The 26,319-nt window shown below is 64.5% G+C and carries 16 protein-coding genes and 2 pseudogenes; 6 read left to right on the top strand and 12 right to left on the bottom strand.

Annotated features, from left to right (window positions below):
* The first annotated feature begins 90 nt into the window (after positions 1-90).
* The 3 genes from NOF55_RS00090 to NOF55_RS00080 are packed head-to-tail and all read left to right on the top strand — an operon-like array spanning position 91 to position 3,118.
* Positions 91-1,161 carry an ABC transporter ATP-binding protein gene (locus NOF55_RS00090; protein WP_306409286.1) on the top strand — a complete coding sequence of 357 codons (1,071 nt, stop codon included), beginning with the start codon at positions 91-93 and terminating at the stop codon, positions 1,159-1,161.
* The gene (locus NOF55_RS00085) at positions 1,158-2,333 is read left to right on the top strand and encodes an ABC transporter permease (protein ID WP_306409285.1); all 1,176 of its coding nucleotides are present in this window, start codon (positions 1,158-1,160) and stop codon (positions 2,331-2,333) included. Before NOF55_RS00090 ends, NOF55_RS00085 begins: the two co-directional genes overlap by 4 nt.
* Positions 2,334-2,335: 2 nt before the next feature.
* The gene (locus NOF55_RS00080; protein WP_442342024.1) at positions 2,336-3,118 is read left to right on the top strand and encodes an ABC transporter permease; all 783 of its coding nucleotides are present in this window, start codon (positions 2,336-2,338) and stop codon (positions 3,116-3,118) included.
* Between the two features lie 6 nt (positions 3,119-3,124).
* On the opposite strand, the gene NOF55_RS00075 is transcribed toward NOF55_RS00080, so the two are convergent.
* Positions 3,125-3,943: a MerR family transcriptional regulator gene (locus NOF55_RS00075; RefSeq protein WP_306409283.1), complete on the bottom strand. Its 819-nt coding sequence runs from the start codon at positions 3,941-3,943 to the stop codon at positions 3,125-3,127.
* 177 nt (positions 3,944-4,120) lie between these two features.
* Here NOF55_RS00075 and NOF55_RS00070 point away from each other — a divergent pair, with 177 nt between their 5' ends.
* A complete protein-coding gene (locus tag NOF55_RS00070; RefSeq protein ID WP_306409282.1) occupies positions 4,121-5,401 on the top strand; it encodes a 4-aminobutyrate--2-oxoglutarate transaminase in 1,281 nt (426 codons plus the stop codon).
* Positions 5,402-5,404: 3 nt separating this feature from the next.
* Positions 5,405-6,883: an NAD-dependent succinate-semialdehyde dehydrogenase gene (locus NOF55_RS00065; protein ID WP_306409281.1), complete on the top strand. Its 1,479-nt coding sequence runs from the start codon at positions 5,405-5,407 to the stop codon at positions 6,881-6,883.
* Positions 6,884-7,057: 174 nt separating this feature from the next.
* Here the strand turns inward: NOF55_RS00065 and NOF55_RS00060 are convergent, their stop codons facing one another.
* From NOF55_RS00060 to NOF55_RS23430, 9 genes and pseudogenes are all read right to left on the bottom strand, one after another.
* Positions 7,058-8,677, bottom strand: coding sequence for a PAS domain S-box protein (locus tag NOF55_RS00060; RefSeq protein WP_306409280.1), 1,620 nt, complete (start codon positions 8,675-8,677; stop codon positions 7,058-7,060).
* Between the two features lie 198 nt (positions 8,678-8,875).
* Complete coding sequence (locus NOF55_RS00055; protein WP_306409279.1) at positions 8,876-9,640, bottom strand: D-alanyl-D-alanine carboxypeptidase family protein; 765 nt, start codon at positions 9,638-9,640, stop codon at positions 8,876-8,878.
* Positions 9,637-12,702 (bottom strand): UDP-N-acetylmuramoyl-tripeptide--D-alanyl-D-alanine ligase, encoded by a 3,066-nt coding sequence (locus NOF55_RS00050; protein ID WP_306409278.1) that lies wholly within the window; start codon positions 12,700-12,702, stop codon positions 9,637-9,639. Before NOF55_RS00050 ends, NOF55_RS00055 begins: the two co-directional genes overlap by 4 nt.
* Before the next feature lie 72 nt (positions 12,703-12,774).
* A complete protein-coding gene (locus NOF55_RS00045) occupies positions 12,775-13,800 on the bottom strand; it encodes an alpha/beta fold hydrolase (RefSeq protein ID WP_306409277.1) in 1,026 nt (341 codons plus the stop codon).
* A 75-nt stretch (positions 13,801-13,875) separates the two neighbouring features.
* Complete coding sequence (locus tag NOF55_RS00040; RefSeq protein ID WP_306409276.1) at positions 13,876-15,069, bottom strand: HlyD family type I secretion periplasmic adaptor subunit; 1,194 nt, start codon at positions 15,067-15,069, stop codon at positions 13,876-13,878.
* A 1-nt stretch (position 15,070) separates the two neighbouring features.
* A complete protein-coding gene (locus NOF55_RS00035) occupies positions 15,071-17,269 on the bottom strand; it encodes a type I secretion system permease/ATPase (RefSeq protein WP_306409275.1) in 2,199 nt (732 codons plus the stop codon).
* On the bottom strand, positions 17,269-18,549 hold the full coding sequence (locus NOF55_RS00030) for a TolC family protein (protein WP_306409274.1): 1,281 nt from the start codon (positions 18,547-18,549) through the stop codon (positions 17,269-17,271). The genes NOF55_RS00035 and NOF55_RS00030 overlap by 1 nt, the downstream gene beginning before the upstream one ends.
* Before the next feature lie 207 nt (positions 18,550-18,756).
* A complete protein-coding gene (locus NOF55_RS00025) occupies positions 18,757-22,830 on the bottom strand; it encodes a BapA/Bap/LapF family large adhesin (protein ID WP_306409273.1) in 4,074 nt (1,357 codons plus the stop codon).
* 48 nt (positions 22,831-22,878) lie between these two features.
* Positions 22,879-23,832, bottom strand: a pseudogene (locus tag NOF55_RS23430) (Ig-like domain-containing protein); the annotation flags it as partial.
* Between the two features lie 714 nt (positions 23,833-24,546).
* Here NOF55_RS23430 and NOF55_RS00015 point away from each other — a divergent pair.
* On the top strand, positions 24,547-24,705 hold the full coding sequence (locus NOF55_RS00015) for a hypothetical protein (protein WP_306409271.1): 159 nt from the start codon (positions 24,547-24,549) through the stop codon (positions 24,703-24,705).
* 361 nt (positions 24,706-25,066) lie between these two features.
* Here the strand turns inward: NOF55_RS00015 and NOF55_RS00010 are convergent, their stop codons facing one another.
* Both NOF55_RS00010 and NOF55_RS00005 read right to left on the bottom strand, forming a co-directional pair.
* Positions 25,067-25,756 carry a DUF72 domain-containing protein gene (locus NOF55_RS00010; protein ID WP_306409270.1) on the bottom strand — a complete coding sequence of 230 codons (690 nt, stop codon included), beginning with the start codon at positions 25,754-25,756 and terminating at the stop codon, positions 25,067-25,069.
* Between the two features lie 191 nt (positions 25,757-25,947).
* Positions 25,948-26,196, bottom strand: a pseudogene (locus tag NOF55_RS00005) (hypothetical protein); the annotation flags it as partial.
* Positions 26,197-26,319: the final 123 nt, after the last annotated feature.

Here is a 26,319-nt window from a genome sequence, read left to right as displayed (position 1 = left end):
GGGTTTTCGAACCTGCCCGCGATCTTCCGCATCGGCCATCCGTTCGTTCCGGTCCGGCGGGAACGGCGGTAAAACAGCTGGAGAGCGCCCGTGACAGACATTCGTATCCGCTTCGACGGAATCAGCAAATCCTACGGCCCGCTCAAGGTCGTGGACAATCTTTCTCTCGACATCGCCAAGGGCGAGTTCGTCAGCCTTCTCGGCCCCTCCGGTTCGGGCAAGACCACGCTTCTGATGATGCTCGCGGGCTTCGAGGCGCCGACCGAAGGCCGGATTTTCGTGGATGGCCGCGCCGTCAACGACGTCCCGACCTATCGCCGCGACATGGGCGTGGTGTTCCAGAACTATGCGCTGTTTCCCCACAGGACGATCGCCGAGAACGTCGCCTTTCCCCTGCGCATGCGCGGCGTCGCCAAGGCGGAAATCGCCGAGCGCGTGACGCGGGCGCTCGACATGGTGCAGCTTTCGGCGCTGCGCGACCGCTGGCCCGCCCAGCTTTCCGGCGGCCAGCAGCAGCGCGTCGCACTCGCCCGCGCCCTGGTCTTCGAGCCGCGCGTGGTGCTGATGGACGAGCCGCTCGGCGCGCTCGACAAGCAGCTGCGCGAGCAGATGCAGCTCGACATCCGCGCCCTTCACAACCGCCTCGGGCTGACCATCGTCTTCGTGACGCACGACCAGTCGGAAGCGCTGACCATGTCCGACCGGATCGCCGTGTTCAACAAGGGCAAGATCGAGCAGATCGGCAGCCCCCGCGTGATCTACGACGAGCCGAAGACCCGGTTCGTGGCCGAATTCATCGGCGAGACCAACCTTGCGGAAGGAACCGTCGAAAGCGTCAGCGGCAACGCGGCGCGCATCGCCCTGAAGTCCGGCAGCCATGTCGTCGCCAGCCTGTCGGAGCCGGCCACCGGCGGGCAGGACGTGCTGGTCTCGATCCGGCCCGAGCGGATCGAGCTGAAGGACCACGCCGGCGGCGGCGAAAACAGCCTTTCTGCTAAGGTCGCCGATTGCGTCTACCAGGGCGATCACCTGCGCGTCCAGCTCGACGACGGCGCGCACGGCTTCGTCGTCCGGCTCGACCGCAAGTTCCGCGAATGGCAGCCGGGCGCCTCCGTGGTCGCCGAATTCCGGGCCGAAGATTGCCGGGTGATCGCCCGATGAGCGCGCGATCCTCCGGAAAGACCGGCGTCTTTCTCCTGCTGGCGCCGCTGATGCTCTTCCTCGCCCTCTTCTTCGTCTGGCCGCTGGTCACGATGATGTCCCAGGCGGTTTCCGACACGGCCGTGCTGCGCGTCCTGCCGAGGACGGCGGAAGCGGCGGCCGGGTGGGACCGGGTTTCGCCGCCCACGCCGGAAATGAAGGCGGCGATGGTGGACGACCTGAAGGCGGCGACGGACGCGCAGGCGGTCGGCGACATGGTCAGCCGGCTGAACAGCGCCCAGTCCGGCTTCCGCACGCTGATGTCGAAGACGATCCGGACGCTGGCGACCGCCGATCCGGCTCCCGATCTTGCCGCCATCGATCCCCGCTGGGAGAGGCCGCAATTCTGGATCGCCATCGCCGACGCGCTTTCGCCGCTCACCGACCGCAACATTCTCGCCGCGGTCGACATGGGCCGCGACACGTCCGGGGCCATCGTCCGCCTGCCCGAAGAGGCCTCGGCGAACCTGCCCATCCTGCTGCGCACCTTCTGGATCGCCGCCCTCGTCACCCTTGCCTGTGTGGTGATCGGCCTTCCCTATGCGATGGCGACCGCCGCCGCTGAAGGGTGGAAGCGCAACCTGCTGCTGGCGGCGGTGCTGTTGCCGCTATGGACGTCCCTTCTGGTACGCACGGCGGCCTGGTTCATCATTCTCCAGGAACAGGGCCTGATCAACGATCTCCTCCAGGCGCTGCGGCTGACGGACGGGCCGGTCGCGCTGATCTTCAACCGGACGGGCGTCGTCATCGCCATGACCCACGTGCTCCTGCCGTTCATGGTCCTGCCGATCTACAGCGTGCTGATCTCCATTCCGAAGAACCTGATGCCGGCCGCGTCCTCGCTGGGGGCGAACCCGCTCAGGGCCTTCTTGGAAGTCCTGCTGCCACTGAGCCTGCGCGGCGTCGCCTCCGGGGCGCTTCTCGTCTTCATGTCGGCCATCGGCTACTACATCACGCCCGCCCTGATCGGCGGACCGGGCGACCAGATGATCAGCTCCGTCATCGCGTTCTACGCGACCGGAACGGCCAACTGGGGAATGGCCGGCGCGCTCGGCCTCGTTCTCCTCGTCATCACCATCGCGCTCTACGCGGTCTACGGACGCCTGTCCGCGGAAGACCCGAGGAGGACATGAACATGCTCAACGTCACCAGGCTTGTGTTCACGACGGCGGTCATCGTGTTCCTCATCGCGCCGCTTCTCGCCATCCTGCCGCTGGCCTTCACGTCCAGCGCCTTCCTCAACTATCCGATACCGTCCTGGTCGACGCGCTGGTTCGCGGAGCTGGTGAACGCCGACGCCTGGCGGCGGTCGATCGTCAACAGCCTGATCATCGGCCTCGGCACGACGCTGCTGGCCACCGTTCTGGGGATGCTGGCATCCCTCGGACTGCGCAACCGGACGTCGATGCTTCTCAGCGCCGCCAAGACGGTCTTCCTGCTGCCAATGGTGGTTCCGGCGGTGGTGCTCGGAGTCGGCATGCAGGTGCTGTTCGTGCGGGTCGGCATCGCCAGCAGCTATGTCGGCGTCATCATCGCCCATACGGTCGTCGCCATCCCCTTCGTCGTCGTCAGCATCAGCGGGGCGCTCGCGGGCATCGACCGGCGGGTGGAGCTTGCCGCCGAAAGCCTCGGCGCGCCGCCGCTCACCGTCTTTCGCGAGGTGACGCTGCCGCTGGCCATGCCCGGCGTGCTCTCGGGCGCGGTGCTGGCCTTCGCCACGTCGCTGGACGAGGTCGTGCTGACGCTGTTCGTGGCCGGCCCCAACCAGCGCACGCTCGCCCGGCAGATGTTTTCCACGATCCGGGAAAACATCAGCCCGGCCATCGCCGCGGCGGCCTTCGTGTTCATCGTCGGAACCGTGACCATCGCGCTGCTCATGGCGTTGCTGAAGCGGCGCTCCCGTCACGCGGCCGCATGAGCGGCCTCAGAAGGTCGGGGGCGTATTGACCCAGATCAGCACCGTTTCGCCGTCGAAGCGGTTGCGCCAGGAATGGCGGCGGCGGCTCGCGAAGTAAAGCGAGTCGCCGGGGGAGAGTTCGTAGAACTCCTGCCCGTCGAGAACGATCTCGAAACGGCCCGAAAGGACGAAGATGAACTCCTCCCCCTCGTGATGATAGGCGCCCTCGCTCGATGCGCCGGGGGCGAGGACGAAACGATGACAGTCCATCATGTTGCGGCCTTCGGCGAGCAGCTGGATGGTGACGCCGGGGGACATGGTCGGCCAGGTCCGCCATTCCCCGGATTTCACCAGACGCCGCTCGTCGGCCGGCTCCTCGCCGGAGATCTTCGAAATCGTCGTGCCGAAATATTCGGTGAGATCGCGCAGGTCGCGAATGCTGAAACCGTGCGAGGTGCGCTCGAACGTCGACAGTTTCGACGTCGCTATGCCGAGGTCGGACGCAACGGCCTCCAGGGTCTTGCCGGCCGCATGCCGCAGCGAGCGCAGGCGCGGCCCGATTTCCACGAAAGGATCTTCCGAGGCCGGGGCGGAAGCCGACGCGTCCGGCTCCTCCTCGATCTCCAGCGTCTCGCGGATGGCGGCCGGGTTGAGCCCCCGGTCGGTCCGCAGCCAGGCGATGTGCTTCAGGCGCGCAAGCTGCTCGGCATTGTATTGCCTGTGTCCCTTTTCGGTCCGGTCCGGCACGACCAGCCCCTGGCTTTCCCACAGGCGCAGGGTCGATGCGGAGACGCCGACGAGACGGGCCGCTTCCGCGACGCGATAGATCTGTTTGCTTTCGTTCATCTGCTTTCCGCTTCCGCAGTGGCTCCCTGCTCTCATTCCATATCGCTGCCGAACCCGCAAACGGCAACCGCAATTCGGGCCACGCCGACAGATCGGTACGGGAACCAGATTCAAGTTGCAATTTTGCAGAAAAAATGCAAACTTTTTAAAATCAATCCATCATCAGGATACACTCCCATGAATGCCATCACGCTTACAGACCGCAAGAACGCCGCCATTTCCCGAGGCGTCGGCATGACGACGCAGATCTACGCCGACCGCGCGGAGAATGCGGAGATCTGGGACAAGGACGGCAACCGTTACATCGACTTCGCCGCCGGCATCGCGGTCGTCAACACCGGCCACCGCCATCCGCGCGTCATCGAGGCGGTGAAGAAGCAGCTCGACCGCTTCACGCATACCTGCCACCAGGTGGTGCCTTACGAGAACTATGTCGAGCTTGCCGAACGGCTGAATGCGGCCACGCCCGGCGATTTCGCCAAGAAGACGATCTTCGTGACGACCGGCGCCGAAGCTGTTGAAAACGCGGTGAAGATCGCCCGCGCCGCCACCGGCCGGCAGGCCATCATCGCCTTCACCGGCGGCTTCCACGGCCGCACCTTCATGAGCATGGCGCTGACTGGCAAGGTGGTGCCCTACAAGATCGGTTTCGGCGCGATGCCGGGCGACGTCTTCCATGCGCCTTTCCCGGTGGAGCTTCATGGCACGACGGTCGAGCAGTCGCTGGCCGCGCTGAAGAAACTCTTCGCCGCCGATGTCGATCCCAACCGCGTGGCGGCGTTCATCGTCGAGCCGGTGCAGGGCGAGGGAGGGTTTTATCCGGTTCCCGCCGCCTTCATGAAGGCATTGCGCGAACTTTGCGACCAGCACGGCATCCTGCTGATCGCCGACGAGGTGCAGACCGGCTTTGCCCGCACCGGCAAGCTCTTCGCGATGGAGCATTACGGTTTCGCCGCCGACCTGATGACGATGGCCAAGGGGCTGGGCGGCGGCTTTCCGATCGCGGCGGTGACGGGCCGCGCCGAAATCATGGACGCACCGGGACCGGGCGGCCTCGGCGGCACCTATGGCGGCAACCCCATCGCCGTGGCGGCGGCGCACGCGGTTCTCGACGTCATTCGCGACGAGGATCTCTGCAACCGGGCCGAAAGCCTCGGCGCGCGGCTCAAGCAGCGACTGGCCTCGCTCAGGGACGCGGTTCCGCAGATCGCCGACGTGCGCGGACCGGGCTTCATGAACGCCGTCGAGTTCAAGGACGCCTCGACCGGCCTGCCGAGCGCCGAATTCGCCAACAGGGTGCGGCTGAAGGCGCTCGAAAAAGGCCTCATCCTCTTGACCTGCGGCACCTATGGCAATGTCATCCGCTTTCTCGCCCCCATCACGATCCAGGACGGCGTTTTCACCGAAGCGCTCGGCATTCTGGAGGAATCGCTGCGCGAAAGCGCGAAGGAAGCGTGAGCCATGACGATTTCCGATAAACTTCTCTCGCGGCTGAAAGACCCCGCGCTCGTCACCGGCAAGGTGCCGGTCGCGGGCGCGTGGATCGAAAAAGGCGATGGCGGCAAAACATTCGACGTGACCAACCCGGCCACCGGCGCGGTGATCGCCACGCTGCCGGATCTGTCGCGCGCCGAGACAGCGCGCGCCATCGACGCCGCGCATGACGCGCAGAAGGCGTGGGCGAGGAAGACCGGCAAGGAGCGCGCGGCGATCCTTCGCACGCTCTACGACCTCATGCTTGCCCATGCCGACGATCTGGCCACGATCCTGACGATGGAAATGGGCAAGCCGCTGGCGGAGGCGAGGGGCGAAATCCTTTACGGCGCGTCCTATGTCGAGTGGTTCGGCGAGGAGGCCAAGCGCGTCTACGGCGACACGATCCCCGGCCACCAGGCAGACAAGCGGATCATCGTCATCAAGCAGCCCATCGGCGTCGTCGCGGCGATCACGCCGTGGAATTTCCCCAATGCGATGCTCGCCCGGAAATTCGCGCCCGCCATCGCGGCGGGATGCGCGATGGTGGCCAAGCCGGCTGCGGAAACCCCGCTTTCGGCGCTGGCGCTGGCCGTGCTGGCGGAGCGGGCCGGCCTGCCGCTCGCTCTCTTCAGCGTCGTCACCTCGACGGATTCCGCCGCCATCGGCGAGGAGTTCACCGGCAACGAGCGGGTCCGCAAGCTCACCTTCACGGGATCGACCGGCGTCGGCAAGATCCTGATGCGCCAGGGCGCCGAACAGATCATGAAGCTCGGGCTGGAACTCGGCGGCAATGCGCCCTTCATCGTCTTCGACGACGCCGATCTCGATGCGGCTGTCGAAGGCGCGATGATCTCGAAATATCGCAATAACGGCCAGACCTGCGTCTGCGCCAACCGGATCTACGTGCAGGCCGGCGTCTACGACGCCTTTGCCGCGAAACTCGCCGAGAAGGTGCGCGCCATCAAGGTGGGCGACGGGTTCGAGCCGGGCGTGAGCGCCGGCCCGCTGATTTCCGAGAAGGCGGTGGCCAAGGTGCGCGAGCATATCGCCGATGCGGTGGCCAAGGGCGCCGGGGTGGCCCTCGGCGGCAAGCCGGATGCGCGCGGCGGCCTGTTTTTCGAGCCGACGATCCTGACCGGGGTGACGCCCGACATGAAGGTCGCCCGCGAGGAAACCTTCGGGCCCGTCGCCCCGCTCTTCCGCTTCGAAACCGAAGAGGATGTGATCGCTATGGCCAACGACACCGAATTCGGGCTGGCGTCCTATTTCTATTCCAGGGACGTCTCGAAGATCTTCCGGGTGGCCGAGGCGCTGGAATACGGCATGGTCGGCATCAATACCGGCCTGATCTCGACGGAAGTCGCGCCGTTCGGCGGCATCAAGCAGTCCGGCCTCGGCCGCGAGGGCTCGAAATACGGGATCGGGGATTATATCGAGATCAAATATCTCTGCCTCAGCATCTGAACAGACGCCGAAGGCCGAGCCCAGCGGGCGTATCGGGGGGCCGATACGCCCGTGATCTTCCGGCCGCTCCCGCCGGGGCATCGAACCGCCCGCCGGGGAGAGGCCGCGATTTCCGTGCGATCCTTCTGTCCTGTCCCGCGCATCTCCTGAGCGGAAGGGCCGCTTGCCGGCCTTTCAGGGAGAGCTTTCAAGCCCGACCAACGGAATGGCGAGGCGGATCGTAATCCCGTTCGCGTGCCATTCGCGGTGGACCGTGCCGCCGAGCTGGTTGTGCAGGATCGCCTTTTCCAGCCGGCTGCCGAAGCCTTCGGACGCATCGGGCCGCGGCGGCGGTCCCCCATGTTCGGACCAGACGAAATTCATGCTGCCGTCGTCGGCATCGATCTTCACCTGCAACTGTCCTTCGGGTACGGAAAGGCATCCGTACTTGACTGCGTTGGTGGTGAATTCGTGGAACAGCAGGGCGAGGCTGGTGAAGACGCCGCCCGACACCGCCACGTCGTTTCCGGTAATGGCCAGGCGGCAGGCATCCGCCGACTCGTAAGGGGCGACGACGGCGCGCAGCAATTCGCAGATCCCGACCGGGCCTGAGCCGTGCTGCGAGGAGGACATGGTCAGGTCGTGCGCCCGGGCAAGCGCCGCCAGCCGGTTGCGGATGGCCTGCGAGACCTCCTGGGGGGTCGTGGCCGAACCGCTGCTCAACGAGACGACCCCCATAGCGAGCGCGAAAACGTTCTTGATGCGATGATCCATTTCCCGCAGCATCAGCTGCTGGCGCTCGGCGGCCCGGCGCCGCTCGGTGATGTCGCGGGCGATCCTCGATATGCCGATCACCTGTCCCTCCGGGCCGTATACCGGCGAGCTTCTGAGGGAAATGTCGATGAGGCTGCCGTCCTTGTGCCTGTGGACGGTCTCGACCAGATGGACATGGCTGCCGGCTGCCCCGTTCGAAAGCATCTCGCGCCCTTCATCGAGCTGGCCTTCCGGGACGAGGATCTGCCATGACTTGCCGATCATCTCGGCGGCGGAGAAGCCGAACAGGCGTTCGGCCCCGCGGTTCCAGCTGGTGATCGTGCCGTCCAGGCTCTCGCCGACGATGGCGTCCTCCGACGATGTCACGATGGCCGCCAGCCATGCGGCGGTCGTCTGGGCGCGCTTGCGTTCCTCGATCTCGAAGCGGGCCCGCAGCAGCAACCTTGAGTTGTCGATGGCGATGGCCGCATGCGAGGCGATCATCAGCGCGATCCGCTCGCTCGTTTCGCTGAAGACATCCGGTTCGTCATGGCCGAAAAGCAGGCCGCCATGCACATCGCCGGAGCGGGAGACGACGGGCACGGCGAGATAGCTGACCACCGGCAGGTGGCCGCGCGGCATGCCGCCATCGCCGGACGGTGGTGTGCCGCAGCCGAGGCCATAGCGGGGGTCCTTGCGGACATCGCCGCAGCGGATCGGCGCGCCACCCTCGAAGGTCGGCTGGAAGAGCGCCGTCTTGCGCGGCATCCCGCTCTTCCCGAAGACCTCCCGCGGAGCCCCCGACAACGTATAGAGCTGATAGATCTCGCCGCTGGCGTTGATGGCGTTATAGAAGAATGCGCCGAATTTCGCCCCCGTCAGTTCCGTTGCCGCGTCCGTCACCACCTGGACGATACGCTCTATGTCCAGATCGCTGGCAATCGCCTGGGCCACCCGGTGCAGGGTTTCCAGGCTCAATTCCGGGGCGCCCGAAGACACGGAACGGGTATCGGGAGCGAGAAAACGCATGTGCCGCTCATGGGGAGGCTGCATCGAACTCATGTTTTCTCCAGTCGAGAGGAAACCGTTTTCATCGAACCTGATGGGTTTGATTAGCTATCACGAATAATCGCAATTGATGTATATTCCCATAAATTCAACTTTTGATAATCACTAATGGTTGTGATCGCTAATCGTTGGTTAACAGCGGCATCCGCGTCCGGCTGGCGAAACGCCGCGTGCCGGGAGGCCCGCCGGCGCCTAGGGCGCAAGGCTTTCCATCAGGAGACGGACTGCCTCATCGCGGCTCACTTTCGTCGGTGCGCCGAGCACGATGGCGACGTACAGTTCCCCGCCTCTCCTCGCCGTGAAGGCGATGTTGTTGATCCGCCCGCCGAGCGTTCCCGTCTTCATGCCGCAGGCGCCCGGCAGGCTGCTCAGAAGCCGGTTGGTGTTCGGATGGCTCCTGCCGTTCCACTCGAAGCTCTGCCGGGCGCACAGTTGCGCGATGCGGGGATGGCGGGCATGGACGTGGCGCACCAGTCGCAGCATGTCCGTCACCGTCGTCTGCTGATGCCGCCCGAGCCCGCTCGGCGAGGAGAAGGTGGTGGCTTCCATGCCGAGCACCTTCGCTCTTTCGTTGAGCAGGCGGGTGAAGGCTTCCGCCGATCCGCTGTGCCAGTCGGCCAGCGCATTGGCCGCCTCGTTGGCGCTGACCACGGCCGCCGCCTGCATCAACGTATCGATGCCCACGCGCTCCGCCGGGGCGAAGCCCCACCAGCTATCCACGCGCTCGACGTCCGCCGGCATCGCAAGCCGGGTCGCCGGGTCGAGGCCGCGTTCCTCAAGCCGCTCGTCGATCAGGCAGAGCGTCAGGAGCTTCGTCAGCGATGCGGGCGGATAGCGCCGGCTTTCCCTGAGGGAAAAGAGGATCTCGTCCTGCCGTTCCCGATAAAGCAGGGCGCTTGCTTCGGGAATGCCCGCTTCCAGCCTGCGCCGCGCGTCGCCGTCGTCTCCCACGCTCATTCGAGGCCTCTCAGCCAGGCCACCACCTCGTGAATGCGCGTGCTGTTGGAACCCTTGAACAGGACGGTATCGCCGTCGCACAATTCCTCCACGAGCATTGCCTTGAGCTGTTCGGGTTCCTCGACATGCGCGGCGCGCTTGCCGGGAGAAAGCAGTTCCCAGAACCCGGCATAGAGATCGCCGACGGCATAGACCCTGTCGATCCGGCTTCGGTTCACGATGGCGGCGAGTTCGGTGTGATAATGCGGCGCCTGGGGCCCGAGTTCGGCCATCTGCCCGAAAACGGCGATGCGGCGCCCGGAAGCGTCCTCGTCGTCGAGCCGCTCGATGGCCGCCTGCATCGAGCCGGGATTGGCGTTGTAGGCATCGTCGATGACCGTCAGCCGCCGATTGTCGAGTTCCAGCGCGATCTCCTGCCCGCGGCCGGGAAGCGCGGCGAAGGTCCGCAGCATCGGCAGGGCGGTCTCCAGCGGATAGCCGATCGCCGAGACGGCAGCCAGCACCGCGAGGCTGTTCAGGGCCATATGGGCACCCGCTGCGCCGATCCCGTAGACGACATCGCGCCCGCCGATTGCCGCATGGACCCGGCCTTCGGATGGCGAATAGGACAGCAACCGGTAGTCGCAATCCTCCGCGCTGCCGTAATGCAGCACCTGCAATCCTCTTCTCTGCGCCAGACGCAGCACCGTCTGCCATTCGAGCATGTCGCGATTGAGGATGGCGACGCCGCCGGGCTCCATGCCGCTGAAGATCGCGCCTTTCGTGGCGGCGATATCGGCAATCGTGCTCGTTTCGCTGAGATGGGCGGGAAGCACGTTGGTGAAGATCGCCACATGCGGCCTTGCCATGCGGGCGCTCTGCCCCATCCGCCCGACCGCCAGTTCCATGACGATATGCTTCGTCCGGCGGTCGAAGGAGGCAAGGTTCCACGCCACGCCGAACGGCAGGTTGGCGTTTTCGCGGCTCTGCTCGACGCTTCCCCACGCCTGAAGGACATGGGCCAGCATGGCGACGCAGGTGGTCTTGCCGGCGCTTCCGGTAATGCCGATGACCTTTCCGCCGATCTTGCCGCGGGCATGGTGTCCCAGCGCAAGGACCGCCTTTTTGGTATCGGCGACGGTCAGAACGGGAATGCCGAGACGATCCAGCGCAGGGTCCATCGCCGTTGCAAGCACCGCGGCCGGCTTCGGACGAAGGTCGCCAAGCGACCGCAGCGGGATCCCTTTCGCCTCCCCGTGCGCTCTCGACACGACCATGTCCCCGGGGCGGTAGGCCGGCGCGTAAGGGCAGATGCCACCAGCCGACCAGCCCTGCGGCGGCTTCACGGCCCAGGTCCCGCCGGTCGCCTGCTCCATCTCGGCGGCGGTCCAGACGGAAGGTGGTTCTCCGGTCGTCTCCGCCTCGCCGGGCTCCGCTTCCAGATATTTCAGATAGGCGACGAAGCCGGACAGGTAATGCTCCACATCGTCGATGCGCACGCGAAACGCGTGGTGGCGAATGAAGAAACTGCCGGCGATGCCGGCGGGATTGGCGAAGTACATCGCAAGTTCCGGCCAGAAATGCCCGTTCAAAAGATAATGGGCGCGGGCATGCAGCGCGCGATGGAACTTGTCGAGATCGATGGCGTCGAGGAGATGCCGGTTGGCGTCGTCGGCCTGCAACCGGGCGATCATCTGCCGGGCGGCCATCATCAGTTCCAGCAGCGTCGGGAAGGTGGTGATCCGTTCGAGGACGAAATCGAGATGGTCCGCGATGTTGCTGACCCCGAAGCGATAATATTTCTCGTCCGGGCGGACGCGCGTGAGTTCGTTGACGCAATAGCCGAGCCAGTGGTCGTGCGCTTTCCAGTGTTCGGCCCGGATGAAGTGCCCGAAGGCCTTTTCGACCGCTTCCAGCCACCGCGCGTCCCCGGTCAGCCCGTAAAGGCGCATCAGCCCGAACGCCGCCTCGCCATCGTAATAGATGATGCGGAAATCCTCCTTCGGCTCGAGGCCGGGATAGTGGATGACGTGCCGGAAGATGCCGGTTTCCGGGTCCTGAAGATAAAGGATTCCGGAAGCCAGCCTCTCCAGCAGATCGAGATAGCGCCGCGTGCCGGTGACTTCGCTGTACTTCACCAGCGCCAGCAGGCAGACGGCGTTGCCGCCGAGCTTGATCTCGCCATTGGCTTCCACCAGAAACGCCGCGGCGGTCCCGTCAGGCAGGGTGGCCGGCTTTATCAGCCTTTCCTCCAGCGCGCCGAGCGCTTTGTCGATTGCGACCTTCAACGCCGGATCGCGCGTGATCTCCCATGCCTCGATCATCGAATAGGTGGTGCTGGCGTGCCGCAGGGCGTTGTAGGCGGCAATCTGCCGGTCGAAGCACGGATGATAACCGTAGACGAACAGGCCGTCGTCGCGCACCTGCCGGGCGAGGAAGGATGAGCTGTTCTCGATCAGGGACCGCACGTCGCCGGCCGAAAGCTTCTCGACATGCCGCCGGCCGCCGTTCGGGCCGGCCGGGCCCAGCGCTTGGCACGCGCCTTCCTCGTCAACGAACAGGCCGCCGGTGGACAGGATATAGACGGGCCTGTCGTCGGAGAAATCGGGATCGGTGGCCTCCCCGAAGCGCCGCCTTGCATAGATCGAGAAATTCTTCTCGTTGACGACCGCATGGGCGATGGCGTTGCCGCCGTAAAGCATGGCATTGCCGTTCAGTTCCTGCTCCAGAAAGGCGATCCTGAGCTCCGGGTCGAGCGCGAGGCCGTGGCGAAAGTAGTTGCGCTTGATCTTCGTCAGCCGGCGGCGCAGCTCTTTCCAGGTGACGGCTTCGACGTCCTCCACCCAGTCGATACGCAGCCATTTTCCCGTCAGGCCCTCCCGCGCCATGATCTCGCGCAGTTGCAGGCATGCTTTCTGCCACACGGCTTCGAAGGGAAACCCGCTCGCGTGAACCACCTGCGCGCGCTTCTCGCCGTCCGAAACGGAGAAAAACAGCGTGACGGTGCGCACGACGCCTTTCTCAGCCGGCAGGCTTTCAACGGTCTTCCTGCGCGCAAGTTTCAGTTTCTCCGAAAAATCCATCCTCGGCTGCGGTGATCGTCCGGCGTGCCGGCCGGCACTTTTCGCTGTTGTCGTGTCCTGCATACCGAAATCTCAGTCCCGTTCCAGATTGTCGATGTCGAGCGCATGAAGCGCCGCCCGGATGTCGCGCTCGCTGCCGCCGCGCGCGAACAGCGCGGCGGCGCGCTTCGCATGCGGCGCCAGCACATGTCTCCTTGCGTCGCCGGCATGGGCGTAGACGTGGTGGGGGGCAAAGCCCGCCGCCCGCAGGCGGCGAACGTAATGAAGCTGCGTCGAGAAGGGCACGACACGGTCATCGGGGTCGGAGATCACCCAGATGGCGGGCGCCGGTTCACGTCCGATCTTCTCTATATCCTCGATCGGATCGTAGAACGCGGCGGCATCGTAGAGAAGCCGGCCGGGAATCGACCGCCTGTGCTCCCAGGCGCGCATGGCGCGCTTGACCGACAGCAGGCCCGAGGAAATGAAAACGGCGGCGATATCGTCGCGCCTGTTGACCAGCGAGGCCGCGACATGGCCGCCTCCCGACTGCCCGACGAGGACGAAGGCCCCGACATTGAAGCGCGCCTTCAACCGGTCGAGCGCTCCATCCATCAGCGCGATCTCGCGGGGCATGCGGCGCATGTTGTGATCGCCGGACGATCCGTAGGTGCCGGGACGGGCGAGAAAGACGGCGGGCGTTCCCGCCTCCTCGCCCCAGGCCGCCATGTCAGCGCCGATGCTGTGCGGGGATTGCGCGGCATAGAGGTCGGAGACGAAGCGCACGGCCTTGCGGGTTCGCAGGATGACGTCGCCGCCGAAATAGACGAGCACGAGCGAATTGCTCGCCTGCAAGCCCTGCGGGTAGTATCTGATGCATTCGCCCTCACCGTCGGCCCCCACCCACAGGGCGTCCGGGATTTCCCCGCACCGGTCCGGCGAACCGATCGCACCGTTCAGCGCTTCGTATTTGCCGAAGGTCTCCTCGCCCAGAGGCACGGCGAGCTGTTTCGGGCGCGGCTTCTCGAAAGGGCCGAGCCGGGGGTCGGCCGACAGGGCGTCGTTCAATCCCAGCGGAAAGGACAGAAAGACGAGAACCGAGCGGATGAGATGCAACATGGTCAGCCTCCCGGTCGACGGACACATAGTCCGAATGCGTGCGGACGCGCGTCCCGCACATTTGCTGGAACCGCCCTAGCGCTCACGCATGGCCTCGCGTCCCCGGTTCAGGGGTTTGACAAGGTAGTCGAACACCGTCTTGCTGCCGGTATGGATATCGACCGTCGCCACCATGCCCGGAACGATCGGGAACCGGTCGCCGCGGGCGTTGGAAAGCGCGTCGCTTTCGGTCCTGATGAACACCCGGTAATAGTAATCGTCGGGCTTGATCTCGTCCTGGATGGTATCCGGGGATATGCTCGTCACCCTGCCGGTCAGCCCGCCATAGATCGCATAGTCATAGGCGCTGATCTTGACGTTCGCCCGCTGGTCGGGGTGGATATAGGCGATGTCGCGCGGAAAGATGCGCGCCTCGATCAGAAGCTGCTCGTCGAGCGGCACGATATCCATCAGCTTCCCGTTGGGCGGAACCACGCCGCCGATCGTATAGACCTCGATGTTCTTGACGATCCCGCGCACGGGCGAGCGCAGCGTCAGGCGCGAGAGTGAATCCGCGCGCCCCTTGACGACGGAGGAAAGCGACTCGACCTCCGCATTCGCTTTCGCAAGCTCCTCACGCGCCCGCACGACATAATCGGACTGCACCTCGGTCTGCTTGAGCTGAAGTTCGACGAGCTGGCGTTTCAGCCGGATGACCTCGACATTGCTGGCCGCCCCCATTGCCGTCAGCGACTGGTTGATGGCCAGTTCGTCGCGTACAAGCCGGGCGGATTCGTCGATCCACTGCAATGTTTCCGAAAGGCTTTTCCGGCGGGCCTCGAAAAGCTCCGTTTCCGCCGCCCTGAGCGAGGGATAGTCGTCCAGCTCGACGGGGAAGCTGAGCGCCGTCCGGTTGACCTCCGCGGTGAGCCGTGCGGCGCTGGCAAGAGCCGCGCGATACTTGGCGGCGCTTTCCTCGACGCTCGACTGGGTGACGGTCGGATCGAGCTGCGCCAGGATCTGTCCCGGCTCCACGACATCGTCCTGACGCACATGCAGCCGGGCGAGAACGCCGCCTTCGAGAGACTGGATCACCTGCTCCTGCATGGTCGGCACGACCTTGCCCGTTCCCGTCGAGACCTCGTCGAGCAGGGCCACGTAGGACCAGGCAATGGCCAGGGCGCCGAAAAGCAGGGCGAGGCGAACGAACCGCTTGGAGACCCTGAGCCGCGGATTGTCCGCCTCCGATCCACCTTCCGTCCACTGGACATCCTCGTCGGCAACCGGCATGTCATATCCCTCCCGCCGGGGAAGCCGCGGCCTTGCGCATCTGTCCCGGCTCCCGGTCCGGGCTTACCTTCCTGACGCCCGTCAGCGCTTGCAGGCCCTTCTCCTTCGGCTCGTCGAGGGCGATCATGCCGTTTTCGACCACGATCAGCCGGTTCACCAGTTCCAGAACGCGCATGCGGTGCGTCGCGACGATGACGGTTCGCCCCGCGCTCCAGCGGGCGAACTGTTCGATGAAGTTGCGCTCCGTGGCTTCGTCCATCGCCGCCGTCGGTTCGTCGAGCAGGATGACGGTCGGCTCCCGGATGAGAAGGCGTGCAAGCAGCAGGGCCTGCTTCTGCCCTCCGGACAGGCCCTGGCCGCCCTCCTGGATCACATGCTCCAGCCCTTTGGGCAGCCTGTTGACGAAAGCGTCGGCGCCGACCATCGCCAGCGCATTGCCGATCTCCTCCGCGGAGGCATGCGGCGCACCCATCATGATGTTGTCGCGCAGCGTGCCGAAGAAGAGCCTGGAATTCTGGGTCAGCAGGCCGACGTCGCGGCGTATGTCGGCGGGATCGATGTGCCCGAGGGCAAGGTCGTCCAGAAGAACCTCGCCCGCGGAGGGCTCGAGAAGCCCGGACATGGCAAGGAGAAGCGTCGACTTTCCCGCGCCGTTCTTGCCGATCAGGGCGATCGTTTCGCCGGGGTCGATCTTGAGGTCGCGGACCGACAGGGCAACCGGAGACGCGTCGTCGCCGTAGCGGAAGGTCGCCCCCTTGAAGCGGTAGCTCCCCTCGATTTTCGGGCGGTGTATCCTGTTCTCGCTCGCCGGATGGTCGACCGGCATTTCCATGATGCGATCCAGCCCCTTCTTGGCGATGCGCGCCTGCTGGAAGCGGCCGGCGATCTGCGAGAGCTGCCCCATCGGCGCCATCATGCGGGACCCGAGAATGGAGGCACCGACCAGCGCGCCGGTGGTCATGTCGCCGGCGATGATCATCGGCGCACCGGCAAAGACGATGACGACATAGACGCAGGTCTGGATGTTCTGCGTCCAGATGCCGAGGCTCTTGGTCAGTCCGCGCAGCCGCATCTGGGCCTCGCCGGTGACAGCATTGTAATGGTTCCATTGATGCTGGAAGCGATCCTCCGCCTGGAGAGTCTTGATGTCCTCGATCCCCTGCACCGCCTCGACCAGCATGGCGTTGCGCAGCGAGGCCTCCCGCATGGCTTCGTTGGCATAGGTCCGCAGGCGCCGTTGCAGGAGAAGGCCCGGCAGGACGAGCAGGAAAAGCGCCGTAAGCGGCACCAGCACCAGAATGCCGCCGATGAACCAGAAGATCACCAGAAACAGGAAGAAGAACGGCAGGTCCGCCAGCGCCGCGACGGTCGTCGAGGTCATGAGTTCGCGCACCTGCTCCAGATCGCGCAACTGGGCGATGAAGGAGCCCGTCGATGTCGGCCTTGCCCGGTTGCGCACGCGCAGCGCATGGCCGAAGACGAGGTCGGACATCTTCAGGTCCGCCTGCTTGCCGAGCACGTCGATGATGGTCATGCGCACGCGGCGGATGAGGAAATCGAACAGCAGGGCCAGCACCACGCCGCTGAACAGCACATACAGCGTGTTGAAGGACTGCGCCGGCACCACCCGGTCGTAGACCTGCATGGAGAACAGGACGCCGGTCAGACCCAGCGCATTGGCGATCAGCGAAGCGATCAGCACATGGCCATAGGCGCCCATGTCGCGAAGCACGATCCGCCGCAGCCAGTGTTCCTCGTAGGGCTGGATATAGGTGTCGACACGGGCGTCGGCCACGGTGCGCGCGGGTCGCGCGATGGCGATCACCTCCGCGCCGGCGAGAAGCGCGTCCAGCGGATGCGCCCGCTCCAGCCCCTCTTCGCCGCCGAAGCTGACGCTTGCCTCGCCCGTTTCGGAGATCGCGTGGATGACGGCAACTTCGCCGGTCTTCATCTTCAGGATCGCCGGCAGATGCCAGCCCGAAAGAGACAGCCGCCCGGGCTTCAGGAACTTGATGCGCAACCCCATGTTGCGGGCGATGTTGCGCACGCGATCCTGCTCGCTGCCGGTCATATCCGACGCGGCGGCCTGCTTGACGCCCTGGACGGACAGGGCAAGCCGGTAATGTTGCGCGACCAGGCGCAGGCTTTCGAGCCAGCCGACGCTGCCGGGGAAAAGCGGGGGGATGTCGGTGAAGGGCATCAGCCGCTCCCTCTCCCGCGCAGGGCGGCGGCCTCGACGCCGAAACTCTGTCTCATCCTTCCCGTGTTATAGAGGCAATCGACATGCAAGCGCCTGAGGTCGTGAACCGTGTTGGCGGTCTGGAACTGCGCCTCGTGCAGCTCCTGTTCGGCATTCAGCAGATCGAGAAGGGTGCGCGTGCCGAGTTCGAGATACTGATGGCGATAGAGATCGCGGGTCTGGACCATCATGTCGTAGCGCGACTGGAGCGTGTCGCGCAGGCGGCCCAGGGTTCCGGCCCGGCTGCGCCCTTCCAGGAAGCTGCGCTCCACTTCGAAACGGGTGTTGAGGAGCGAAGCCTCCGCGGCTCTCAGCGCATGGCCGGCCGCCCGCGCCCGCGCGCCGAGCTGTCCGCCGTTGAAAAGGCTCCACGACACGTTCACGCCGATGGAGGGGTCCAGGTCGTCGCTCGAGCCTTTGGAACCGAGAATGTCGTAACCGACGCCGCCTTCCAGCGAAATCGTCGGAAACGCCTCCGCACGGCTCGCCTTGAGTTGCGCCGCAGCTTCCTCCTTCTGCGCCTCTGCCTCCAGCATGGCCGGCACCTGCGACCAGTCGGGCGAGCCAGGATCGCACGAGCGGGCCAGCCAGGCCGGAACGTCGTCGGACGGATTGGCAGGACCGCCGCCGAGGAGAGCCGAAAGGCTGGCCTGCCAGCGCTCGCGCTCCGAATCGTATTGCAGTTTCGTCGCGAGCGCCGCTTCCACCCGCGCATCGGCCTGGACCCTGTCCGAGGTGGTGCTGGCCCCGCGGTCGCTGCGTTCCTTGACGAGCCGTGCGATGGCCTGCACGCCATTAAGCTGCTCCTGCGCCAGCCGCGACAGCCGGCGGTAGCGCTGGAGTTCGATGACCGCCTGCGCGGTATCGCGGGCAAGGGTGTCGGTAGCGAGCAGGAGACGGGCATCGGCGACGTTGCGGCCCGCCGCCTGCGTGTCGACCGAGCTTGCCGCCTTGCCGAAATCATAGATCATCTGCGATGCGGAAACATTGAGCCGCGGACCCCAGCCGCTGGTGCTGCGGTATCCGGAATCGACGCCGGCGCTGATCTTCGGATAGTAACCGGCTTTGGCCTCCGCGATCCGCTCTTCGGCGCGATAGATCTGCCCCACGGCCTCGTCGATCGCCGGATGCCATGCAAGCGCCCGGACGACCGCCGTCTCGAACGTCAGGGGCGCGGTTTTCGCCGCCGAGACAGCAGCCGCTTCCGCCCTCCCGCCCGGCGGGCCGGGCGTGGCCGGCATGGCCCGCCCGTCCCGTCCCTGTTGTCCGCCTTTGCCTGCGGATCGGCCGCCATCTGCCGACGTCTGGCACGACGCAAGAAGAAGAATCATGAATAATGCCGCCCAGCTTTTGATGATGACGAGCTCCCGTGGTGAATATCCGCGAAAGCATCTTCCCACTTTCCAGCCCGCCGGGCGTTCAACCCGGCGGTTTCGAGATGTACGGGGTCAGACATTGCCGGCGTGATGCAGATCATCATCCTGCATCAACGGGTCTGAGATGATGTAGCCCAGAGGATCTTCCGTCCCGGCCAACGCACCATCCGACGATACTTGCCAGCTCGTTCCCGACAGGGAATCAGCCTTGATATCGTCGATATTACCTATAATAGCGTCGTCAGCAAGCTCTATCTCCAAGGTTGAATTAGCATCATCTAAGGTCACGTCCTCCGTAAGGCCGTATTGCAAGGGAGGGGCATCGACATCGCTGTCGCCTTCCCGCTCGAAATCGCCGAGCGGCACCACATCGCCCTCGATGGCCATGTCGTAGGATGCGAAGCTCATCAGACCCGTCGTGCCCAGGGTTGCCGCATCCGCGATGTCGATCACGAGTTCGGCCGTCACCGTATCACCGTTCGGATGAAGCAACTGATACGTGAAGGTGTCGCTCGATCCGATGTTGTTGAGGCTGGAGTTGGGAACGTAGGTATAGTCGCCACTGGCCGTAATGGTCAGTTGGCCGTAGGCGCCGTCCACCGTAACGCCGCCGACGCCCGGCATGACGAAATTGCCGTTCTCGTCCCTGATCGCCAGCGCGGTGTAGACCGAACCCGGCGCATCGTCGGCAAGCACGTTGCCGGTGGCGTTCGTCAGCTCGCCGGGGACGTCCACCGTGAGATGGGTGGTCTCGAACGTCGCATTGGCCGTGATGGTTGTGGCTAACCCCAAACCGCCATTGCTGACCGTCAGGCGGTATTGTCCCGCCGACATGCCGTCGATATTGGCCTGGATGGCATTCGAGCCGATGCCGACAAGATCGATCAGGCCGCCGTCCGAGCCATCGGAAATCTGCACCCAGGTGCCGCCGATGTTCTGGGAAAGGCTGAAATTGAGCGACGTCAGAAGATTGACCAGCCCGCTCGAACTGATGTTGAAAGTGGCATCGGATACGGTATCCGCATCGATGGTGAAATCAAAATTGCCCGATCCGCCGAAGAGCAGCACGCTGGTGTACTGGATGGCATTGGGGACTTCTTCGGTCGTCACGAGGTTGGTGACCTCGATGCCGGCCGTGTCCATGTTGTCGTTGGCCACCATCGTTGCGGCCGCCGCCGACGGGTTGTCGGGATCCCAGGTCAGGAAGGCGTCGGGGCTGCCGATCTGCACGTGCAGGTTCGCCGTCGCTTCGCCGGCGGTCGGATGCACCAGCTTGTAGGCGAAGCTGTCGACCTTACCGACCGCCGTTGCGTCGTCGTTCACCTGATAGCTGTAGCTGCCATCGGCATTGACGGTCAGCGTGCCATACTCGCCCTCGACCACGAGACCGTCCGTGACCTCGACGAAGTTGCCCGTGCCGTCGATGTCGATCTGCAACACCGCCAGACCGCCCGGTCCCAGCAGGTCGGGCTCGCCGCCGCTGCCGCTGCCGTCGAGAAGGCTTCCCTCCACGGCGGGGCCGCCGGTGCCCGTGAAGTCGGTCAGGCTGGTATCGTCGAGCGTGGCCTCAAGGTCGATGGTCGTGCCGACACCCACCAGGCCGCCACCACTGTAATTCAGCCGGTAGGAGCCGGACTGAAGGTCCTCGACGTCGATCCGCACGCCTTCTCCGGCCAGTCCGAGAAGATCGAGCAGGCCGCCCTGCGACGAGTCGCCGAGCGTGACCCAGTTGCCATCGACCAGAACCTCCAGCGTGGCCGCGGCATTGTCCAGCAGCCCGACCAGGCCGGACACGGAAACTACGAAGGAAGCGTCGGTCGTAACCCCTGCGGGCACATCGAACTGGAAGCTCTGCGAGAAGTTTCCGACGTTGATCAGCACATTGTCAGACTGCGTCTGAACACGCTGGCTCATCACCGGTGAAAGCGCCACCTCCGCCGCAATAACGTCATCGAACGCCTGCACGTCGGCATCCGCGTCAGCGTCAGCGTCAGCGTCAGCATCCGCATCCGCATCCGCATCGGCATCCGCATCAGCGTCTGCATCCGCATCGGCGTCTGCATCGGCGTCGGCGTCTGCATCGGCGTCCGCATCAGCATCAGCATCCGCGTCCGCGTCGGCGTCGGCGTCCGCGTCCGCGTCCGCATCAGCATCCGCATCGGCATCCGCGTCCGCGTCGGCGTCGGCGTCGGCATCCGCGTCGGCATCGGCATCCGCGTCGGCATCCGCGTCGGCATCAGCATCGGCGTCCGCATCAGCGTCGGCATCAGCGTCCGCGTCCGCGTCGGCATCAGCGTCAGCATCGGCGTCGGCATCGGCGTCTGCGTCTGCGTCTGCGTCTGCGTCGGCATCCGCATCAGCATCCGCGTCCGCGTCGGCGTCGGCGTCGGCATCGGCGTCAGCGTCGGCATCCGCATCCGCATCGGCATCAGCGTCGGCGTCGGCGTCGGCATCGGCATCAGCATCAGCATCGGCGTCGGCGTCGGCATCCGCATCCGCATCGGCATCCGCGTCGGCGTCCGCATCGGCATCGGCGTCGGCATCCGCATCCGCGTCGGCGTCTGCGTCGGCATCGGCATCCGCGTCCGCGTCGGCGTCGGCATCGGCATCGGCGTCTGCATCAGCGTCTGCGTCTGCGTCTGCGTCGGCATCCGCATCCGCGTCCGCGTCGGCGTCGGCATCGGCATCGGCGTCTGCATCGGCGTCTGCATCAGCGTCTGCATCAGCGTCTGCATCGGCGTCGGCGTCTGCATCGGCATCGGCATCAGCATCCGCGTCCGCATCGGCATCGGCGTCAGCGTCGGCATCCGCATCCGCGTCGGCATCCGCGTCGGCGTCTGCATCGGCGTCCGCGTCGGCGTCGGCATCGGCGTCAGCGTCGGCATCGGCGTCAGCGTCGGCATCCGCATCCGCGTCGGCATCAGCATCAGCGTCGGCGTCGGCGTCTGCATCAGCGTCGGCATCCGCGTCAGCGTCTGCATCCGCGTCTGCATCAGCATCGGCGTCGGCGTCGGCGTCGGCGTCTGCATCAGCGTCGGCGTCTGCATCAGCGTCGGCGTCGGCGTCGGCATCGGCGTCTGCATCGGCATCCGCGTCTGCATCAGCGTCCGCATCCGCATCAGCGTCCGCATCCGCATCAGCATCCGCGTCCGCGTCCGCGTCGGCATCCGCATCCGCGTCGGCATCCGCGTCGGCGTCTGCATCGGCATCCGCATCAGCATCAGCATCCGCGTCGGCATCAGCATCGGCGTCGGCGTCGGCGTCTGCATCAGCGTCGGCATCCGCGTCAGCGTCTGCATCAGCGTCTGCATCCGCATCGGCGTCTGCGTCGGCATCGGCATCGGCATCAGCATCCGCGTCCGCATCGGCATCGGCATCGGCGTCAGCGTCGGCGTCAGCGTCGGCGTCTGCATCCGCATCAGCGTCCGCATCGGCATCCGCATCCGCATCGGCATCGGCATCAGCATCCGCGTCCGCATCGGCATCCGCGTCGGCGTCCGCATCCGCATCGGCATCGGCGTCAGCGTCGGCATCCGCATCCGCATCGGCATCGGCATCAGCGTCAGCGTCAGCATCCGCATCGGCATCGGCGTCAGCGTCGGCGTCTGCATCCGCATCAGCGTCCGCATCGGCATCCGCATCCGCATCGGCATCCGCGTCTGCATCAGCGTCCGCATCCGCATCAGCATCCGCGTCGGCATCCGCATCCGCGTCGGCGTCTGCATCGGCATCCGCATCAGCATCAGCATCCGCGTCGGCATCAGCATCAGCGTCGGCGTCGGCGTCTGCATCAGCGTCGGCATCCGCGTCAGCGTCTGCATCCGCATCGGCGTCTGCGTCTGCGTCTGCGTCGGCATCCGCATCGGCGTCTGCGTCTGCGTCGGCATCAGCATCGGCATCCGCGTCAGCGTCGGCGTCTGCATCAGCGTCGGCATCCGCATCAGCGTCCGCATCAGCATCGGCATCGGCATCAGCGTCGGCGTCGGCGTCTGCATCAGCGTCGGCGTCGGCGTCGGCGTCTGCATCAGCGTCCGCGTCGGCATCAGCATCAGCATCAGCATCGGCGTCTGCATCAGCATCGGCGTCTGCGTCTGCGTCGGCATCCGCATCAGCATCGGCGTCCGAATCGTCTGTGGGAGCCGTCACCAGACCGGATTCCGACTGATTTCCGGCATCATCGACAAGGACGACTTCAAGCTCGCCGCCATCCAGTTGTGCGGGATCGAGATCGATAGAGAATGCACCATCATCTCCGACCACTCCCTCACCGACGATCTCGCCGGCCGCGTTCGTCACGATCACGCGTGCGCCCGGCTCGCCTTGCCCGGTCAACTCGGTGCCGGCATCATTGACAGCCAGATCGGTGGGGGCATCCGGAGGGATGAGATCCGGAGCATTGATGAAGCCGGATTCCGACCGGTTTCCGGCGGCATCCTCCAGGAAAACCTCAAGGGGGCGACCATGCTGCTGCGGGGGATCATGTTCAACGAGGAACGTGCCGTCGTCTCCGACGATACCTTCACCGACGACCTCGCCGGCCTCGTTGAGGATCGTAACCTTCGCACCCGGCTCGCCTCGTCCCGTCGTGTGGCTGCCCGTCTCGTGGATGGCCAGTTCCCTCGGTGCCTCGGGGGCTTCGGTATCTGCATCCGAGTCGGCGTCGGCGTCCGCATCTGCGTCAGCGTCAGCGTCCGTATCGGCGTCGGCATCTGCATCCGAGTCATCACCATTTCCACTTCCACCACCAGACCCCGCAGCTATGAGAGCGCCGCCACCGGCAAGCGCGGCAAGACCAAGGAGAACGGGGGAAAAGTCGCCGGATGCGCCGACGAGCTGGTCGACCGACGCGATTTCGGAGAAGCTGAAGTCGGCCAGGCCTTCGCTGTTTTCGCCGAGCCAGAGCGTCCCGTCCTCATCTTCCAGAACGAGTTCGTTCTGCCCTCCCTCCTGGGCGGCAAAGAACTGCGAAATGCGGATCGTCTCTCCGTTGCGCAACACGATCATGAGATCGTCGCCAGTGCGCTGGTATTCAGCGACAGCCCGCGGGCTCAGGGATAGCGTCACGACGCTGGGCCCGCTCAATGCAATCTCGCTGCCTGAAACCGTTTCTACGGAACCGTCGACCTTGCTCGTAATCGTTACTGGCATATCATCTTCTCCAAAGAGGAAACAAGGGAAATCGAACTGGACATGCTTCATTTCCAGGAAAATTACTTGAAATAATATTCAACATTACATTGAAACTACTTTTATTTCTTCAGGGAAATATAAAATCCGCAATCCAACTCGGATCATGTAGCCATTAAAGCCTCATCGAGGCATAGGTTCCGCCAATGGCGAATACTTCCTATGATTGCGCATTAATATGATTTACAACTCATAAACACCGCTGTCCGAAAAATGGATTCGCCTCTCGAAAGGACCTGACGTCTTCAGGAGACATACGACTTTCGCAAGTCTGGCATGCAGCATGAGGGGAGTTAGAGGCGATCGTCATAATTGGCAGACCCGAGCGGAGGGGAGTGCAGGCGTATGATCCGAGACAAGGGCGTTGTCGCCGTTGGTTGCCACTGAGAACTGACCCGGCGTTTCCACGGAAAATTGGTTCTGACGCAAATTCGCCGAAGGGCAACTCTTACGTTGCCCCGATCAATCGTGCCCGAAGCAGATCGAGTTTAATCTGGCTTTTCATGGGTTTCGGGCGCGCGATCTGCCCTTCCGTCTGCCCGTTGGACGACGGTTGATGATCGTGTTGCGGACCACGGCGATGTCCTTCCCGACGTCATTGGCGAGCGACCCGACCAAGCTCTCCTTCGTCACATGGAGCCAGTCATCCCGTTTTCAGCCGCCTTCGAGCGGATCATGGACTGGAAGACGAGGATCATCGTGCGGCCGACAACCCGCTCCGGAACGTTTCCTGCAATGGCCGCCACCAAAATCGTCTCGGACGTCGTCAGCTCATCGCGCGCTAATGTCACCAAGCGCGCGAAAACCCGTTCTGATGGTATTCGCGCCAGCTGACTCCGATTTACCTTTTCCGCAAGCCGTCGGGGCTGCGCCCATTACGAAACGACACCGCTCTGCCCATGAAAGCCTTCCGCACGCATCTCGCGCCAGAGCGCCGCCGCGTTTCGTATACCTTGTTCCCGGCCATTGCCGAGCCAAGGGCAACCAGCTCTCCAGCGAGTACTGCTGCCACTCGGCACAGGTGAGCAGTTCAGGATCGACGACAGTGCTGCCGATGTTCTTCTGATATGCCGCATGGATTTGCCGGCGGTATCGAGAAAGGCTCGATAATCAAGGTGAGTGGAATGCCACGAACCACACTCCCTCGGGCTTGCGCCATTCGAGGCACCACTCTCCGCGACCGCGAAGGTGTTCGTCACAATGCGAGCATCGTCAGCGCGTTTTCGATCGCAGCCCCCGAGGCGGTGTTATCGAAGACGCACCAGCTGTCGGACGCCAGACGTCTGGAAAACGACCTGATTTCTTCGTCGGTATAGCGCGAGTAGTAGATTTTCGGTTTACCGTGCAGACGGACATAGCGCGGCGGATCTGTGAAAGTCTCGGCCGACCACACCGGCGCAGGGTCGGCGAGAACCCGGTCGACCGAATATTTCCTCAACAGGGCGACCGCTTCGTCCGGCCGCCAACTTTTGTGCCGCACCTCGATGACGATCATTCCTTGATCCGCGTTCCGTATTGTCTTGAGCGCGGTTTCCATCTCATCAGGATCGAACGCCAGCGAAGGAGGCAGCTGGAAGAGCAGAGGCCCACGCTTCTCACCGAGCGGTGCAATGTCCTCAAGAAAGATGTCGAACCGTTCGCGGATATCTTTCATTGCCCGGACATGCGTGATCTCCCTGGGGATCTTCACCGAAAACCGAAAGCTGCCTGGTACGGACTCGGCCCAGCGGGCGAAAGTCGACGGTTTGTGCCGGCGGTAGAAGGTGGAGTTGATTTCCACGCCGGCGAACACCGATGCGTATCGGGTCAGTCCGCTGCCCTCGCGGGCGAACCGATCGGCCACCGTTTTCGGAATGGACCAGGCGGCTGTCGCAATGATCGGCAAATCGGAACTCTCCCCACACGTCTGGATGCTTGTCTTCAAGAAGTAATGAAGCAATCGATGGTGCAGTTCCCCATCCGACTCCCGATAATTGAGCAGGTACATCCCAATAGCAGCCGGTCCCCCTCCCTGATGTTCTGCGAGCTGGCGACAAAGACTGGATTGAACTTGGATCGCAGGTTCTGGAGATCATTCCGCTCGACCTGGCCGTTCGTCCAGGGATGCTTGGGTTTGGTCAGCCTGTGCTCGATACAGTGTCGCCAGCATGCCCGGTCGAACGGATGCCCCCGGAACCGTGCGGTTGGTCCGTTGCGGTTCTTCGGGATGTCTGCGTAGGCCTTGAACGTCTTCCTCGATGGCTTGTCGCCATCCACATTCGGCAGTCTTGAAATCCCATGACGCTGCAGGCATCGATACAATGACGATCGCGTCAGATGCGGAACCGCTCCGGGTTTGCCGGAGGCTCCAACTCTTGAGTAAGGTGGAGCATGATGAGCAAGACGACGAACAAGTTTTCCCCGGAGGTCCGCGAGCGCGCGGTGCGGATGGTTCTCGACGGCGAGGGT

This window comes from Ectorhizobium quercum (genome assembly GCF_026552795.1).
Lineage (GTDB): Bacteria > Pseudomonadota > Alphaproteobacteria > Rhizobiales > Rhizobiaceae > Ectorhizobium > Ectorhizobium quercum.
This window is presented reverse-complemented; position numbering and strand designations above follow the sequence as displayed.

Bases quoted from the DNA above. Each gene is read 5' to 3' on its own strand.
- NOF55_RS00085 (WP_306409285.1), top strand. From the start codon at position 1,158: ATGAGCGCGCGATCCTCCGGAAAGACCGGCGTCTTTCTCCTGCTGGCG.
- NOF55_RS00080 (WP_442342024.1), top strand. From the start codon at position 2,336: ATGCTCAACGTCACCAGGCTTGTGTTCACGACGGCGGTCATCGTGTTC.
- NOF55_RS00075 (WP_306409283.1), bottom strand. From the start codon at position 3,943: ATGAACGAAAGCAAACAGATCTATCGCGTCGCGGAAGCGGCCCGTCTC.
- NOF55_RS00070 (WP_306409282.1), top strand. From the start codon at position 4,121: ATGAATGCCATCACGCTTACAGACCGCAAGAACGCCGCCATTTCCCGA.
- NOF55_RS00065 (WP_306409281.1), top strand. From the start codon at position 5,405: ATGACGATTTCCGATAAACTTCTCTCGCGGCTGAAAGACCCCGCGCTC.
- NOF55_RS00060 (WP_306409280.1), bottom strand. From the start codon at position 8,677: ATGAGTTCGATGCAGCCTCCCCATGAGCGGCACATGCGTTTTCTCGCT.
- NOF55_RS00055 (WP_306409279.1), bottom strand. From the start codon at position 9,640: ATGAGCGTGGGAGACGACGGCGACGCGCGGCGCAGGCTGGAAGCGGGC.
- NOF55_RS00050 (WP_306409278.1), bottom strand. From the start codon at position 12,702: ATGGATTTTTCGGAGAAACTGAAACTTGCGCGCAGGAAGACCGTTGAA.
- NOF55_RS00045 (WP_306409277.1), bottom strand. From the start codon at position 13,800: ATGTTGCATCTCATCCGCTCGGTTCTCGTCTTTCTGTCCTTTCCGCTG.
- NOF55_RS00040 (WP_306409276.1), bottom strand. From the start codon at position 15,069: ATGCCGGTTGCCGACGAGGATGTCCAGTGGACGGAAGGTGGATCGGAG.
- NOF55_RS00035 (WP_306409275.1), bottom strand. From the start codon at position 17,269: ATGCCCTTCACCGACATCCCCCCGCTTTTCCCCGGCAGCGTCGGCTGG.
- NOF55_RS00030 (WP_306409274.1), bottom strand. From the start codon at position 18,549: ATGCCGGCCACGCCCGGCCCGCCGGGCGGGAGGGCGGAAGCGGCTGCT.
- NOF55_RS00015 (WP_306409271.1), top strand. From the start codon at position 24,547: ATGGACTGGAAGACGAGGATCATCGTGCGGCCGACAACCCGCTCCGGA.